This is a genomic window from Bradyrhizobium sp. ERR14, assembly GCF_014198235.1.
GTDB lineage: Bacteria > Pseudomonadota > Alphaproteobacteria > Rhizobiales > Xanthobacteraceae > Bradyrhizobium.
On record NZ_JACIHD010000011.1, the window covers coordinates 59,893 to 75,080 of the forward strand.

Here is a 15,188-nt window from a genome sequence, read left to right on the forward strand (position 1 = left end):
AGAACTTATGCGAACGGATTACGACGTCGCCGTGGTCGGCGGCGGATTGCTCGGCTCCGCCATTGCCTGGGGCCTCGGCCGGCTCGGCAAGTCCGTTGCCGTGCTCGACGAGGGCGACATCACCAAGCGCGCCTCGCGCGCGAACTTTGCGCTGGTGTGGGTGCAGAGCAAGGGGCTCGGCATGCCAGCCTATACGGTGTGGACCGTGCAGGCGTCGCAGGCGTGGGCTCGGCTTGCTTCCGAGCTGAAACAGCAGACTGGCCTTGATGTCTCGCTTCAGCAGAATGGCGGCTTTCACCTCACCCTCGGCGAGGACGAGTTCGGCCAGCGAACCGAGCTGGTCAAGCGGATGCACAACCAGGCCGGTGCTGCCGACTACAAGATGGAGATGCTCTCCGCATCCGAGGTGAAGAAGTCGCTGCCGCTGATCGGACCGGAGGTTTCCGGTGGCAGCTATTGCCCGCTCGACGGCCACGTCAATTCGCTGCGCACGTTCCGCGCCTTTCACACCGGCTTCAGGGCATTCGGCATCGACTATTTCCCGGAGCGTCCGGTCTCGGCGATCAGCAAGAGCGGCGGCGAATTCCACCTGACCACGCCGAAGGGCGAGCTGCGCGCGGCCAAGATCGTGCTCGCTGCCGGCAATGCCAACCAGACGCTGGCGCCGATGGTCGGCCTCTACGCGCCGATGGGCCCGACCCGCGGCCAGATCGTGGTGACCGAGCGCACCATGCCGTTCCTGCCGCATCCCCTGACCACGATCCGCCAGACCGACGAGGGCACGGTGATGATCGGCGACAGCAAGGAGGACGAGCTCGACGATCGCGCGCTGAAGCATTCGATCAGCGCCGTGATGACCGATCGCGCGCAGCGCATGTTCCCGCATCTCTCGCGGCTCAACGTGGTCAGGAGCTGGGCCGGCATCCGCGTCATGCCGCAGGACGGGTTTCCGATCTACGACCAGTCGGAGACGCATCCCGGCGCATTCGTCGCCTGCTGCCATTCCGGCGTGACGCTGGCCTCCAACCATGCCTTCGAGATCGCGCGCATGGTCGCACAAGGCGCGCTCGAGCCGGAGCTGGTCGGTGCGTTCTCCGCCAGCCGCTTCGGCGACGCGGGTGCTGCGAACAACAGCGGCTATTAGAGAATTTTAAGGAGCCACGAGGCATCCCATGTTTAAGAGATCCGAACAGGACAAACGTCCGCAGGTGCAGATCCTCGTCGACGGCGTTGCCGTCGCCGCGCGCCAGGGCGACACCGTCTCTGCCGCGCTGCTTGCCTCCGGCTTGGACGCGCGGCGTTCGACTGCGGTGAGCGGCGCGCCGCGTCTGCCCTATTGCATGATGGGCGTCTGCTTCGACTGCCTCGTCACCATCGACGGTGTCGGCAACCGCCAGGGTTGCCTCGTGCCTGTCGCCGAGGGCATGCAGATCGAGATTCAGAAGGGCAAGCGGGAGATCGGAAAATGACTGTGGCTCCCAAACGCGAAGCCTATGATGTCGTGGTGATCGGCGCCGGGCCAGCGGGCCTTGCTGCCGCTGCGACCTCCGCCGAAGCCGGCCTCTCGACGTTGCTGCTCGACGAGAACATCGGCCCGGGCGGCCAGGTGTTCCGCGCAATTTCGTCCACACCGGTGACCGATCGCAATCAACTCGGCGCCGATTATTGGGTCGGTGCCGATCTCGTGCAGGCGCTGCGTACGACCAGCGCCGAGGTCATCCATCGTGCCACGGTCTGGAGCCTGGACCGCAACCTCGAGATCGCCGTCTCGGTCGGCGGCGCGTCCGCCTTCGTCAAGGCGCAGCGCGTGATCCTTGCGACCGGCGCGCTGGAGCGGCCGTTTCCGATTCCCGGCTGGACGCTGCCGGGCGTGATGACCGCGGGCGCGGCGCAGACCATGCTGAAATCCTCGGCTCTCGTGCCTGACGGCCGCACCGTGATTGCGGGGCAGGGGCCGCTGCTCTGGCTGCTTGCCGCGCAGATCCTGCGCCTCGGCGGCCGCATCGATCGCATCCTCGACACCACCGAGCGCAGCAATTACTTCGCAGCGCTGCCGCACGCCTTCGCCTTCCTGACCTCGCCCTATTTCTCCAAGGGCCTCGCGATGATGCGCGAGGTGAAGGCCAAGGTGCAGGTCGTCTCCGGCGTCACGGAGCTCTCGGCGGCCGGCGACGGCCAGCTCGCCAGCGTCAGCTATGTCGCCGGCGGCAAGCGCGACACCATTCCTGCGGACCTGTTGCTGCTGCATCAGGGCGTCGTGCCCAACGTCAACCTCGCGATGGCAGCCGGTGTCGAGCATCGCTGGGACGATCTGCAATTGTGCTGGTCGCCGGTGCTGGATGCCAGCGGCAGCTCGTCGGTCGCGGGTATCGCGATCGCCGGTGACGGCGCCGGCATCGGTGGTGCCAATGCAGCCGTGGTGCGGGGCCGCATTGCGGCGCGTGCAGCGGTCGAAGCGTTGGCACCCGCGGCCGCCGCAAAACTGCCGTCGATGGCAGCGTTGCGTGCCGATCTCACCAGGGCGGAGCGCGGCCGCGTCTTCCTCGACACGCTGTTCCGCCCCGCGCCGCAGTTCCGGATTCCCTCCGGCGACACCATCGTCTGCCGCTGCGAAGAGGTCTCGGCAAAGGACATTCTCGACGCGGTCGCCATCGGTGCAACCGGCCCCAATCAGCTGAAAGCCTATCGCCGCACCGGCATGGGCCCATGCCAGGGCCGGCTCTGCGGCCTCACCGTCACCGAGCTGATGGCGCAGGCGCGCGGCAAGACTCCGCAGGAGATCGGCTATTACCGGCTGCGCGCGCCGGTCAAGCCGATCACGCTCGCCGAGCTCGCGGCCGTTCCGAAGAGCGAGGCCGATATCAAAGCGGTGGTGCGCGGATGACAAGATGCGTGGATGCGATCGTCGTCGGCGGCGGCATCCACGGATGCTCCACCGCGCTGCATTTGTGCCTTGCCGGCCTCAAGCCGGTGCTGATCGAGAAGGATTATGCCGGACGCCACGCCTCCGGCGTCAATGCTGGCGGCGTCCGCCAGCTCGCGCGACACATCCCGGAAATTCCGCTTTCGATCCGCTCGATGGGAATCTGGGAGAAGATCAGGGATCTGCTCGACGACGATTGCAGCTTCGAGAGCCACGGCCAGGTGCTGGTCGCCGAGAACGAGGAGGAGCTCAGCGTTTGCCGCGCGCGCGTGGCCGAACTCAATGCGCTCGGCTTCACCCACGAAGAGCTGATCGACGCGACTGAATTGCGCCGGCTGGTGCCGGCGGTGGCTGAAAGCTGTCCCGGCGGCGTGGTCTCACGCCGCGACGGTGCCGCCAATCCGGCGCAGACGACGACGGCGTTCCGCCGCAGGGCCGGACAGCTGGGTGCGACCGTGCGCGAGGGCGTCGCCGCCAGCAACATCCGCTACAGCGATGGGCTCTGGCATGTCGATGTCGGCACTGAAACCTTTGCTGCGCCGGTGCTGGTCAACGCCGCCGGCGCCTGGGCCGGCAAGATCGCGGCTGCGCTCGGCGAGCCCGTGCCGGTCGAGACCGTGGCGCCGATGCTGATGATCACCTCGCGCGTGCCGCACTTCATCGACCCCGTCGTGATCCTGCGCGGGCGCAAACTCTCCTTCAAGCAGTTCTCCAATGGCACCGTGCTGATCGGGGGCGGCCATCTGGCGACGCCCTATCAGGATCGCAACGAGACGGTGCTGGACTGGAAGAGCCTCGCCATCAGCGCCCGCACCGTGTTCGAGCTGTTCCCGGTGATGCGCAGCGCCACCATCGTTCGTGCCTGGGCCGGGATCGAGGCGAAGATGAAGGACGATATTCCCGTGTTCGGGCCGAGCAGCCGTCACAGGGGGCTCTATCACCAGTTCGGCTTCTCGCTGCACGGCTTTCAGCTCGGCCCCGGCGCCGGCGCTGTGATGGCGGAGCTGATCGTCAATGGCGGCACCCAGACCCGCGTCGGCGATCTCGGCATCGACCGTTTTCATCCCACTACGCTCGGAGCATGAGGCCAATTTGTCGGAGCAATCCCAAAACGGGCTCGTTCCAACCTCTCCCGCTTGCGGGGGAGGGAGCGCACCGTCTTCGCGATCTCGACCTAATCTCGTCACGCTCTAGCAACAAGAGGACATCATGAGCATCACCCGCAGCATCCGCACGCCCATCATGCACCGCGCCGTCGAGGCCAACGGCTTTGTCTTCCTCGGCGGCACCATTGCCGACGACACCTCGGTCTCGATGGGTGACCAGACCCGCAACATCCTCGGCAAGATCGCCGGCTATCTGAAGGAAGCCGGCACCGACAAGAGCCGCGTCGTCAGCGCCTCGATCTTCGTCACGGATCTCTCCAAGAAGAAGGAGATGGACGCGGCCTGGACCGAGTTCTTCGGCGACAATCTGCCGACCCGTGCCACGGTCGGCGTTGCCGATCTCGGCGGCAGCGCGCTGATCGAGGTGGTGGTCACCGCACTGAAGGGCTGAACGCGACAGGGACGTCGGCGCTCTCCGCGCCGTCGTCCCTCGCGCGGTGCCTTGATCTCGCCTTTGGAAGGTAATACTTAGAGGCTCCCTCAATCAGGACATTCGAGAGCCATGGATTTTACCCCGACCGCAAAGCCAATCCGCCTTGCTCACGGGGAATTCCATGCCTGCTTCAATCATCCTGTCGAATCTGTCGCTGTGCACGCCTGACGGCCGTTCTCTCTTTTCCAACCTCGATCTGACGTTCGGCGCCGAGCGGACCGGCCTCGTCGGCCGCAATGGCGTCGGGAAAACCACGCTGCTTGCATCGATCTCCGGGGAGCACCGTCCCCCCGCGGGACATGTCGCCGTCACCGGATCCGTTGGCTTGCTGCGCCAGGATGTCCAGCTCTCAGCGGGCGCGACGGTGGCCGATCTGTTCGGAGCGCGGGATCAACTCGCGTTGCTTCGCCAGGCTGAGCGCGGCGAAGCTTCGGCCGACGACCTCGCCGAGGTCGATTGGACTCTCGAAGCGCGCTTGCAAGTCGCCCTTGCACGTCTCGGGTTCGATCTCGCTCCCGAGACCGAACTGGAGCGGTTGTCCGGCGGCCAGATCACGCGGGTCCGTCTCGCCGCATTGGTCTTTGCCGAGCCTGACTTCCTGCTGCTGGACGAGCCCACCAACAACCTCGACCAGGACGGCCGCAAGGCGGTGATCGATCTCCTCGCGGCCTGGCGCGGTGGCGCGATCATCGTCAGCCACGACCGCAACCTACTCGAAGCGATGGATGCGGTCGTCGAGCTGACGTCGCTCGGAGCCACGCGATACGGCGGCAATTGGAGCCGTTACCGCGAACAGAAAGCCGTCGAGCTCGCTGCCGTCAGGCACGACCTCGCGCATGCCGAGAGACGGCTATTCGAGATCGACGGCAAGGCGCAGGAGGCCGCGGAGAAGAAAGCGCGCAAGGACAGCGGCGGCAGGAAGAAGCGCGCCAAGGGCGACATGCCGCGCATCCTGGCCGGGGCGCGCAAGGATCGCAGCGAGGATACCGGCGGCAAGACCGCACAAATCGCCGAGCGGCAGCGCGCGGAGGCGCTTCAAGCTGTCGACGAGGCGCGCCGGCGCGTCGAAATTCTTCAGCCGCTCTCCGTCAAGCTGCCCGTGACCGGCCTGCCGGCCGGCAGGGAGGTGCTTTGGCTCGACGGCGTCAGCGCCGGCTACCGGCCGGAGCAACCGGTCCTGCGCGATCTCTCATTCGCCGTCGTCGGTCCGGAGCGCGTCGCGCTGGTCGGGCCCAACGGCTCCGGCAAGACGACACTGCTGAAGCTGATCGCGGGCGAGCTGCGTCCGCTCTCGGGCACCCTGCGGGTCAGGCCGGATTTCGCGCTGTTCGATCAGAAGGTCAGCCTGCTCGATCCCGCGATCTCCATCCTGGACAATTTTCGGCGCCTCAATCCGAAGGCGGGCGCGAACGAATGCCATGCCGCGCTGGCGCGGTTCATGTTTCGCGCCGACGCCGCCTTACAGGCAGCCGGAAGCCTCAGTGGCGGGCAAATGTTTCGGGCGGGCCTCGCTTGCGTGCTGGGCGGGTCATCGCCTCCGTCGCTGCTGATCCTGGATGAGCCGACCAATCATCTCGACATCGAGTCCATCGAAGCGGTCGAAGCAGGCTTGATGGCCTATGACGGCGCGCTGCTCGTCGTCAGTCATGATGAAGCGTTCTTGCAGGCGATCGGGGTCACGCGACGGCTCGACCTCGCCGCCAAGGTCCTGCGCACTCATGGCGGGATCGTCTGATCCCGCCCGGCGGTCCTGATATGGTAGTGATTTTCAAAAACCCGACGCCCTGCCCCCAGCGCGTCGGGTGGAAAAAATGAGTATCAATCCGTGATCCCAACGCAACTGTTGTGACGCGTCCCGCAGCAATTGACCACTCCGGGAAACTACCGCGTCGGAATCGCGCTGAGCCGGCCGGTTTGCAACCTACGATGCTGCACTCCCGCCCGGCTCGAGCGCTTCGCCGATCTCGAGCGGATGGGCCATGGTCTCATGCAGCGCCTCGCGATCGAGCTCGCCTTCGGAGATGCTGATGACGACGCAGGCGACGCCGTTGCCGATCAGATTGGTCAGCGCGCGGCATTCGCTCATGAACTTGTCGATGCCGACCAGGATCGCGATCGACTGGATCGGGATGTCAGGCACGATCGAGAGCGTCGCGGCGAGCGTGATGAAGCCGGCGCCGGTCACGCCCGAGGCGCCCTTCGAGGTGATCATGGCGATGCCGAGGATGCCGAGCTCCTGCCAGATGGTCAGATGCGTGTTGGTCGCCTGCGCCAGAAACAGCGTCGCCAGCGTCATGTAGATGTTGGTGCCGTCGAGGTTGAAGCTGTAGCCGGTCGGAATCACGAGGCCGACCACGGAGCGCGAGGCGCCGAGATGCTCCATCTTCTGGATCATCTGCGGCAGCACCGTCTCGGAGGACGAGGTGCCGAGCACGATCAGCAGCTCGTCCTTGATGTAGGCGATGAAGCGGAGGATCGAGAAGCCGGCGAGCCGCGCGATCGCCCCTAACACCACGAGCACGAACAGCATGCTGGTGAGATAGAACGTGCCGATCAGAGCGGCGAGGTTGATCAGCGAACCGAGGCCGTAGGCGCCGACCGTGAACGCCATCGCGCCGAACGCGCCGATCGGGGCGACGCGCACGATGATGCGGATGATGCCGAAGAACATCTTTGCGGCCTTGTCGATCGCGTCCGCAATGGGCTCGCCGGCTTTGCCGAGGAAGGCGATGGCGAAGCCGGACAGGATCGAGATCAGCAGCACCTGCAAAAGGTCGCCGCGCGCGATCGCGCCCAAATAGCTGTCGGGGATGATCGCCATCAGATGGGCGACGATGCCCTCTTCCTTGGCTTTGGTGACGTAGGTGGCCACCGAGTTCGGATCGATCGTGGCGGGATCTATGTTGAAGCCGTGCCCGGGCTGGAGAATCTCGCCGACCAGGAGGCCGACCGCGAGCGCGACGGTCGAGACCGTCTCGAAATAGATCAGCGACTTCAGCCCGACCCGGCCGACGCGCTTGAGGTCGCCCATCGAGGAGATGCCGTGCACGACAGTGCAGAAGATCACCGGCGCGATCATCATCTTGATCAGCGCGATGAAGCCGTCGCCGAGCGGCTTCAAGGCCTTGCCGAGATCGGGGTAGAAATAGCCGATCAGCACGCCGAGCACGATTGCGATCAGCACCTGCACGTAGAGGATCTTGTACCAGGGCTGATGCCGGCGATGGATGGCTGGCTGGATCGCGACTTGTGTCATAGAGTGGCCCCGGAACGCATTGATTTTGCGTGATTTCGATCTTGCATGGCTTGCATCATGTGATGGTCGCCGCAGAAGCGACAATCACATTTTTGTCTGTTCGCACGAAGATCGGTCGCTGCAGCGCAACTGGGGGGAACATGTCGACTTCATCAGGCTCCGGCCGGCAACAGCAAGGCTATTTCCCGCGTTGGGCGTTGAAGACCTCAGGCGTGATCATGCCGGAGGAGCGGCTGTCATGGGGCCAGACCATCGTCTCCGGTCTCCAGCACTGCGTCGCGATGTCGGGCTCGACGATCATCGCGCCGCTGCTGACGGGCTTCGATCCCAATGTCGCCGTCCTGTTCTCCGGCATCGGCACGCTGATCTTCTTCGTCATCGTCGCCGGGCGCGTGCCGAGCTATCTCGGCTCGAGCTTCGCGTTCATCGCCGTCGTCATCGCCGCCACCGGCTATACCGGACAGGGGGCGAATCCCAATATTTCGATCGCGCTCGGCGGCATCGTCGGAGCCGGAGTGCTCTATGGTGTGATCGCGCTGATCGTGATGTGGTCGGGAGTCGGCTGGATCGAGCGGCTGCTGCCGCCGGCCGTCACCGGTGCCGTAGTCGCCGCGATCGGCCTCAACCTCGCGCCCGTAGCCGTCAAGGCGGTGAGCGCGAATGCGTTCGACACCGGAATCGGTCTCGCGACCGTCCTGATCATCGGCGTGGTTGCCGTTGCAGCTCCAGGCCTGTGGCGCCGCCTGCCGATCATCCTCGGTGCAATCGGCGGATATCTTCTGTACCTGCTGTTCGCCAACGGCCTCGGTTTCGGCAAGCCGATCGACTTCGCGCAACTCTCAGCCGCGGCATGGTTCGGCATGCCGAGCTTCACCACGCCGACATTCCAGGCCGATGCGATCTTCCTGATCGCGCCGGTTGCGATCATTCTCGTCGCCGAGAATCTCGGTCACATCAAGGCCGTCGGCGCCATGACGGGCCGGAGTCTCGACGCCTATCTCGGCCGCGCGCTGTTCGCCGACAGCTTGGCTACCATCGTGGCGGCCTGCGGCGGCGGCACCGGCGTCACCACCTATGCCGAAAACATCGGCGTGATGGCGGCGACGAAGGTCTATTCGACATTGCTGTTTGCCTTCGCCGCCATCGTGTCGATCCTGCTCGGCTTCTCGCCGAAATTCGGCGCGCTGATCCTGTCGATCCCGGGGCCCGTCATTGGCGGCCTCTCGATCGTGCTGTTCGGGCTGATTGCGGCGATGGCCGGCCGGATCTGGGTCGAGAACAAGGTCGACTTCGCCAATCCTGCAAACCTGATCACCGTCGCCGTGGCGCTGACCGCCGGGGCGGGCGACCTCACGCTCAAATTCGGCGCGTTCACGATCGGCGGGATCGGCACCGCAACTTTTGGCGCCATCATCCTCTATCAGATCCTGACCTCGCCGTTGGCGCGGCGCGCGGAATGAATCCCAGGGATGCACGAAAGGGGATGGAACAAAACGCGCCGTCCGTCGATGATGAGCATCCCCGGAGAAAATCCATGCCGCAAACCGATCGCTCGACCTCCTTTCCCTCGCGCCTAGTTGGCCGATACGCCCTGGTGACTGGCGCCTCGCAAGGCATTGGCCGCGCCGTCGCCATCCGGCTCGCCCAGGAAGGCGCAACCGTCGCCATCAATTATTTCGAGCACGATGAGCGGGCGGAGGAGACGCTCGCGCTCGCGCGGGCCGCTTCGAGTGATCGCGGCCACGGCGCGCCCGATCACTGCATCGTCAAGGCCAATGTCGCCGACGGGCAAGAGATTGCTGCGATGTTCGAGGCAATCCTTTCGCGCTGGAAACGTCTCGATTGTCTCGTCAACAATGCCGGCTTCCAGAAGGAATCGCCGAGCGAGGCGCTCGACGTCGAGACCTATCGCCGGATCATCGACGTCAATCTCAACGGCGCCGTGCTCTGCGCGCAGAAGGCGCTCGCGCACTTCGTCGCGCGCGGCGGAGGGGGCTCCATCATCAACTGCTCCAGCGTCCACCAGATCATCCCGAAGCCCGGCTATCTCGCTTATTCGATCAGCAAGGGCGGCATGGCCAATCTGACGCGCACGCTGGCGCTGGAATTCGCCGGCCGCGGCATTCGGGTCAACGCGGTTGGTCCTGGCGCGATCGACACGCCGATCAACGCGGCCTGGACCGGCGATCCCGAAAAGCGCGGCGTCGTCACCAGCCACATTCCCATGGGACGCGTCGGCACGCCGGAGGAGATCGCCGCCGTGTTCGCCTTCCTCGCGTCCGATGATGCGAGCTACATCACCGGGCAGACCCTCTACGCTTGCGGAGGCCTGACGCTATTCCCCGAGTTTCGCGAGAACTGGGCGAGTTGATCTCGGTTTGGGACTGCGAGGATGGCGGTTGGTCCGGGTAGGGGTCTGCGGCGCCGTGTGCTATCGACCGTGGACGACGCTGCCGCTATTGGCAAGCGTCGACACATGAAGGGCTCGTGACCACAAGCATCAACATCAATGCCTACAGCGACGCGCTGGTGGTCCTCGGCACGGCCGGTGTCGTGGTGCCGATCGTCCGCCATTGGGGCATCAATCCCGTGCTGGGCTATCTCGGCGCCGGCGCCATTCTCGGCCCGCTCGGGCTCGGCTCGCTCGTCAAGGACCTTCCGTTCCTGTACTGGTTCACCGTCGCGGACGCGCAGAACGTCGAGGGGATCGCCAATCTCGGCATCGTATTCCTGCTGTTCCTGATCGGGCTCGAGCTGTCTTTCAGGCGGCTCGTCACGATGCGACGCCTGGTGTTCGGGCTTGGCGGCCTGCAGGTGCTGGCGACGTCCGCCATGATCTTTGGCGCGGCGCTTCTCACCGGGCAGAGCTCGGATACGGCCGTCATCCTGGGCGCGAGCCTTGCGCTGTCCTCGACGGCGATCGTGCTCGAGCTTTTGTCCACTGAGAAACGACTTGCGACCACTGCCGGCCGCGCGACCTTCTCGGTGCTGCTGGCCCAGGATCTCGCAGTCGTTCCCATTCTGGTTTTCGTCTCGGTGCTCGGCGCCGGCAGCGGCGACTCGGTGTTGACGCACATCTCCAGCGCAATGCTGAAGGCCGCGCTGGCCGTCGCTGTCCTCACTCTGCTCGGGCGGCTGCTGATGCGGCCGCTGTTCCAGATGGTTGCTGGCACCCATTCGACGGAGCTGTTTGTCGCCGCGACCTTGTTCGTCATCGTCGGCGCAGGGATTGCCGCGCACCAGGCAGGCCTGTCGATGGCGCTCGGAGCATTCGTTGCGGGACTGATGCTGGCGGAGACCGAATATGGCAAGGCCATCGAGGCCACCGTCGAGCCGTTCAAGGGTCTGCTGCTGGGCATCTTCTTCTTCACGGTCGGCATGGCCATCGACTTCCGCGTGTTCATGCGCGAGCCTGGTTGGCTGCTGGCCGCGGTCATTGGCATTCTCGTCGGCAAGGCGATCGTGCTAATCCTCCTCGGCCGGCTGTTCAAGCTGTCCTGGGCGACGGCGATCGAGATCGGCTTCCTGCTGGGTCCCGTCGGTGAATTCGCGTTCGTCAGCATCGGGATGGCGGTGGCCGGCGGCTTGATCGAGCCTCGCGTGTCGAGCTTTGCCGTCGCCGTCACCGCGGTGACGATGGCCTTGACGCCGCTCTTGAGCATGCTCGGACGCCGACTGGCCGCGAAGCTGGGTCCTGAGCGCTCGCCCGATCCCGAACTGGCGGTTCGGCCGCCCGGCGACCGGGCGCAGGCCATCGTGGTCGGCTACGGCCGCGTTGGGAAAGTCGTCTGTTCGCTGCTCACCAGCCACGGCCTGAACTACATCGCGGTCGATCACGAGGCAGTCGCCGTGGCGCGCGACCGCCGCGACGGCCACAAGGTCTATTTTGGTGACGCGACGGAACCGGGTTTCCTCGAAGCTTGCGGCCTGATGCAGACGACCGGTGTGATCATTACCATCCAGTCGCGGCCGGCGATCGATGCTGTCGTCGAGCGGATCCGGGCGGTGCGGCCGGATGTGCTGATCGTTTCACGTGCGCGGGACGCCGACCATGCCCGCCACCTCTATGCGATCGGCGCAACCGATGCGGTGCCGGAAACCATCGAGGCAAGCCTGCAGCTTTCCGAAGCCGCACTGGTCGGCCTCGGAGTTGCGGTTGGGCATGCGATAGCCTCGGTGCACGAGAAGCGGGATGAATTCCGGCTGACGCTGCAGCAAGCCGCCCGCGTTGCCGGGCAAGAGAAAGCGCGTCCGCTCGATCTCACCGGCCGCCAATCCCCGCGATAGCCCATCCGGGGTCGCTATGCGCCGCGGACTGCGATGATCTGGCAAAACCGGCCCGCGCAGACTACATCTGCGCCATGGCAAACGCTCCACGGGCAAGCTCCCCGCTCCAGGATTTCGTCGGCCGGCACGAAAAGCTGTTCGTGCTGACCGGCGCCGGCTGCAGCACCAATTCGGGCATTCCCGATTATCGCGACAGCAACGGCGACTGGAAGCGGACCCAGCCGGTCAACTTCCAGTCCTTCATGTCGGACGAGCATACGCGGCGGCGCTATTGGGCGCGCAGCCTGATCGGCTGGCGGCGGTTCGGCCAGGCTCGCCCGAACGATGCGCATCACGCGCTGGCCCGGCTCGAGGCCAACGGCCGGTGCGGGATGCTGCTGACTCAGAATGTCGATCGGCTGCATCAGTCCGCCGGCCATAGGCAGGTGATCGACCTGCATGGCCGGCTCGACCTGGTCCGCTGCATGGGCTGCGGCCGCAAGACGCCGCGCGATGAGTTTCAGCACGCGCTTGGTCGCGCGAACGCCGCATGGCTGACGCTCGATGCGGCCGATGCACCCGATGGCGACGCTGATCTGGAGCACGAGGATTTTTCGTCCTTCCAGGTGCCTCCTTGTGAAGCCTGCGGCGGCATCCTCAAGCCCGACGTCGTGTTCTTCGGCGAGAACGTGCCCCGCGACATCGTCGCCACCGCGAAGGATCATCTGGCGCAGGCTGATGCCATGCTCGTCGTCGGCTCCTCGCTGATGGTCTATTCCGGCTTTCGCTTCGTGCAGGCTGCCGCGCAGCGCAATATTCCGATTGCGGCGGTCAATCTCGGCCGCACCCGCGCCGACGATCTCCTGACGCTGAAGGTCGAGGAGCGCTGCGAGGCGGCGCTTGCATTCCTGCTCTGATCGCGCCAGCGCCGAACACGTCTTGCCTATTGCATAGGTGGCAAGCAGAATGGCCGGGCGCGGCGTTGTCCTCGTCGTCCATGGCATGGAAATTGCTGCGCTTTCGACCCCAGTCTTGACGATCAGCGCGGAGAATTTGGAATGCTTGAGGGAGCCGAGGTGCGGCTTGCCGTTGATATCGGTGGCACGTTCACCGACATCGTGCTGGACGTGGGTCAGGATCGCAAGACGCGCAAGGTGCTGACGACGCCGCAGCGTCCCGAACAGGCCGTGCTGGACGGGATGCGTCTCATTCTCGCCGATGCGCGCGCGCATATCAGCGACATCGACGTCTTCATTCACGGCACCACGCTGGCGACCAACGCCATCATCGAGCGCCGCGGTGCCAAGACGGCCCTGATCGCGACCGAAGGCTTTCGCGACGTGCTCGATATCGGCACCGAAAGCCGCTACGACCAATATGATCTCGGAATCGACAAGCCGAGGCCGCTGGCGCCGCGCAGTTTGCGTTTCACCGTGCCCGAGCGCGTCGACGCCCACGGCGCGGTCCGTCTCCCGCTCGACGAAGCGTCGGTGCGTGCACTCGCGCCGAAATTGCGTGAGCTGGGCGTCGCGAGCGTTGCGATCGCCTTCCTGCACTCCTATGCCAATCCCGAGCACGAGCGACGTGCGGCCGCGATCCTGGCCGAGGAGATGCCGGGCATCTCCGTAACCGTGTCTTCGGCCGTTTGCCCGGAGATCCGCGAGTATGAGCGCACATCGACAGCGGTCGCGAACGCCTATGTGCAACCCCTGATCGACGGTTATCTCGCCCGCATGGCCGACGCCTTGCAGGTCGAGCAGTTCCGCGGCGCGATTTACCTCGTCACGTCAGGTGGCGGCGTCACCTCGATCGAGACGGCACGGCGCTTTCCGGTGCGCCTCGTCGAGTCCGGGCCTGCCGGCGGCGCAATCTTCGCGGCGCAGATCGCGGCGCGTCTTGGCGAGAGCAAGGTCCTGTCCTTCGATATGGGCGGCACCACGGCAAAGATCTGCCTGATCGAAAAGTACCAGCCCGAGACCTCGCGCGTGTTCGAGGTCGATCGCGCCGCGCGTTTCCTCAAAGGCTCCGGCTTGCCGGTGCGTATTCCCGTGATCGAGATGGTCGAGATCGGCGCCGGCGGCGGCTCGATCGCGCATGTCGATGCGATGAAGCGCGTCACCGTCGGGCCCGAGAGTGCCTCGTCCGAGCCGGGCCCGGCCTGCTATGGCCGCGGCGGCCAGCGTCCGGCCGTGACCGATGCGGACGTAGCGCTCGGCATGATCGATCCCGATGCGTTTGCGGCCGGGACGATCAAGCTCGACCCGGAACTTTCGAAGCAGGCGCTGCTGCGCGATGTCGGCGAGCCGCTGGGCCTGTCGGCAGAGACTGCGGCCTATGCCGTGCACGAGGTCGTCTGCGAGAACATGGCGAGCGCGGCGCGCGTCCATGCGGTCGAGCGCGGCGAGATCGTCGGCCAGCACACCTTGATCGCCTTTGGCGGTGCCGCGCCGCTGCATGCGGCGCGCGTTGCCGAGAAGATCGGCGTGTCCCGGGTGATCGTGCCGTCCAATGCCGGTGTCGGCTCGGCCGTCGGCTTTCTTGCCGCTCCGATCGCCTATGAGCTGGTGCGCAGCCGACATGTCCGGCTCGATGATTTCGACACTGAGGCGGTGTCGGATCTCCTGCAGGAGATGGTGACCGAGGCGCGCGCGCTGGTCGAGCCTGGCGCCGCCGGTGCGCCGGTGCGCGAGCGCCGTGCCGCCTTCATGCGCTATGTCGGCCAGGGCCATGAGATCTCGGTCGAGCTGCCGAACCGGCGGCTGACGACGGCTGATCTCGCCGGCCTTCGCCAAAAGTTCGAGGCGGACTATTCCGCGATGTTCGAGCGGCCGATTCCGGGCGCCGCCATCGAAGTGCTGAGCTGGTCGGTGCTCGCGACCACCGAGGCGCGCAATCCGCCCACCGTTGCGGCCGTCACGCGCAAGCCCGCAGGGAAGGCTGTCGGCAGCCGCAAATTCTTCGACGGCCGCGCCGGCGAGCTGATCGAGATCCCGCTCTATCGCCGCGAGGACATGGCGCCGGGCGCGACCATCGCAGGCCCGGCCGTGATCGCGGAGGACGAGACCTCGACCTTCGTCTCCACCAGTTTTGACGCCCATATCGACGGTGCCGGCAGCATCGTCATGGAACGAAAGGCGGCCTGAT

The 15,188-nt window shown here is 65.6% G+C and carries 12 protein-coding genes; 11 read left to right on the forward strand and 1 reads right to left on the reverse strand.

Going from position 1 to position 15,188, the window contains the following annotated elements; translation table 11 throughout:
• The first annotated feature begins 7 nt into the window (after positions 1-7).
• From GGD62_RS26755 to GGD62_RS26780, 6 genes are all read left to right on the forward strand, one after another.
• The gene (locus tag GGD62_RS26755) at positions 8-1,144 is read left to right on the forward strand and encodes an FAD-binding oxidoreductase (RefSeq protein WP_183236163.1); all 1,137 of its coding nucleotides are present in this window, start codon (positions 8-10) and stop codon (positions 1,142-1,144) included.
• Positions 1,145-1,172: 28 nt separating this feature from the next.
• The gene (locus GGD62_RS26760) at positions 1,173-1,469 is read left to right on the forward strand and encodes a (2Fe-2S)-binding protein (RefSeq protein WP_018317731.1); all 297 of its coding nucleotides are present in this window, start codon (positions 1,173-1,175) and stop codon (positions 1,467-1,469) included.
• The gene (locus GGD62_RS26765; protein WP_183711112.1) at positions 1,466-2,884 is read left to right on the forward strand and encodes an NAD(P)/FAD-dependent oxidoreductase; all 1,419 of its coding nucleotides are present in this window, start codon (positions 1,466-1,468) and stop codon (positions 2,882-2,884) included. The genes GGD62_RS26760 and GGD62_RS26765 overlap by 4 nt, the downstream gene beginning before the upstream one ends.
• Positions 2,881-4,008, forward strand: coding sequence for an FAD-binding oxidoreductase (locus GGD62_RS26770; protein ID WP_179738949.1), 1,128 nt, complete (start codon positions 2,881-2,883; stop codon positions 4,006-4,008). Before GGD62_RS26765 ends, GGD62_RS26770 begins: the two co-directional genes overlap by 4 nt.
• A gap of 124 nt (positions 4,009-4,132) precedes the next feature.
• Complete coding sequence (locus GGD62_RS26775) at positions 4,133-4,480, forward strand: RidA family protein (RefSeq protein ID WP_027545617.1); 348 nt, start codon at positions 4,133-4,135, stop codon at positions 4,478-4,480.
• Between the two features lie 163 nt (positions 4,481-4,643).
• Positions 4,644-6,257, forward strand: a complete 1,614-nt coding sequence (locus GGD62_RS26780) for an ABC-F family ATP-binding cassette domain-containing protein (RefSeq protein ID WP_183711114.1) — start codon at positions 4,644-4,646, stop codon at positions 6,255-6,257.
• Between the two features lie 186 nt (positions 6,258-6,443).
• On the opposite strand, the gene GGD62_RS26785 is transcribed toward GGD62_RS26780, so the two are convergent.
• Positions 6,444-7,778, reverse strand: a complete 1,335-nt coding sequence (locus GGD62_RS26785) for a dicarboxylate/amino acid:cation symporter (protein WP_018317736.1) — start codon at positions 7,776-7,778, stop codon at positions 6,444-6,446.
• Between the two features lie 140 nt (positions 7,779-7,918).
• On the opposite strand from GGD62_RS26785, the gene GGD62_RS26790 reads away from it, so the two are divergent.
• From GGD62_RS26790 to GGD62_RS26810, 5 genes are all read left to right on the forward strand, one after another.
• Complete coding sequence (locus GGD62_RS26790; RefSeq protein ID WP_183711116.1) at positions 7,919-9,238, forward strand: solute carrier family 23 protein; 1,320 nt, start codon at positions 7,919-7,921, stop codon at positions 9,236-9,238.
• A 74-nt stretch (positions 9,239-9,312) separates the two neighbouring features.
• Positions 9,313-10,149 carry an SDR family oxidoreductase gene (locus tag GGD62_RS26795; protein WP_183711118.1) on the forward strand — a complete coding sequence of 279 codons (837 nt, stop codon included), beginning with the start codon at positions 9,313-9,315 and terminating at the stop codon, positions 10,147-10,149.
• A 116-nt stretch (positions 10,150-10,265) separates the two neighbouring features.
• On the forward strand, positions 10,266-12,065 hold the full coding sequence (locus GGD62_RS26800) for a cation:proton antiporter (protein WP_183236169.1): 1,800 nt from the start codon (positions 10,266-10,268) through the stop codon (positions 12,063-12,065).
• 74 nt (positions 12,066-12,139) lie between these two features.
• Positions 12,140-12,961: an NAD-dependent protein deacetylase gene (locus GGD62_RS26805; RefSeq protein ID WP_179738961.1), complete on the forward strand. Its 822-nt coding sequence runs from the start codon at positions 12,140-12,142 to the stop codon at positions 12,959-12,961.
• 141 nt (positions 12,962-13,102) lie between these two features.
• On the forward strand, positions 13,103-15,187 hold the full coding sequence (locus tag GGD62_RS26810; RefSeq protein WP_179738963.1) for a hydantoinase/oxoprolinase family protein: 2,085 nt from the start codon (positions 13,103-13,105) through the stop codon (positions 15,185-15,187).
• Position 15,188 lies beyond the last annotated feature (1 nt).

Bases quoted from the DNA above. Each gene is read 5' to 3' on its own strand.
- GGD62_RS26765 (WP_183711112.1), top strand. From the start codon at position 1,466: ATGACTGTGGCTCCCAAACGCGAAGCCTATGATGTCGTGGTGATCGGC.
- GGD62_RS26790 (WP_183711116.1), top strand. From the start codon at position 7,919: ATGTCGACTTCATCAGGCTCCGGCCGGCAACAGCAAGGCTATTTCCCG.
- GGD62_RS26810 (WP_179738963.1), top strand. From the start codon at position 13,103: ATGCTTGAGGGAGCCGAGGTGCGGCTTGCCGTTGATATCGGTGGCACG.
- GGD62_RS26760 (WP_018317731.1), top strand. From the start codon at position 1,173: ATGTTTAAGAGATCCGAACAGGACAAACGTCCGCAGGTGCAGATCCTC.
- GGD62_RS26770 (WP_179738949.1), top strand. From the start codon at position 2,881: ATGACAAGATGCGTGGATGCGATCGTCGTCGGCGGCGGCATCCACGGA.
- GGD62_RS26795 (WP_183711118.1), top strand. From the start codon at position 9,313: ATGCCGCAAACCGATCGCTCGACCTCCTTTCCCTCGCGCCTAGTTGGC.
- GGD62_RS26775 (WP_027545617.1), top strand. From the start codon at position 4,133: ATGAGCATCACCCGCAGCATCCGCACGCCCATCATGCACCGCGCCGTC.
- GGD62_RS26755 (WP_183236163.1), top strand. From the start codon at position 8: ATGCGAACGGATTACGACGTCGCCGTGGTCGGCGGCGGATTGCTCGGC.
- GGD62_RS26785 (WP_018317736.1), bottom strand. From the start codon at position 7,778: ATGACACAAGTCGCGATCCAGCCAGCCATCCATCGCCGGCATCAGCCC.
- GGD62_RS26780 (WP_183711114.1), top strand. From the start codon at position 4,644: ATGCCTGCTTCAATCATCCTGTCGAATCTGTCGCTGTGCACGCCTGAC.
- GGD62_RS26805 (WP_179738961.1), top strand. From the start codon at position 12,140: ATGGCAAACGCTCCACGGGCAAGCTCCCCGCTCCAGGATTTCGTCGGC.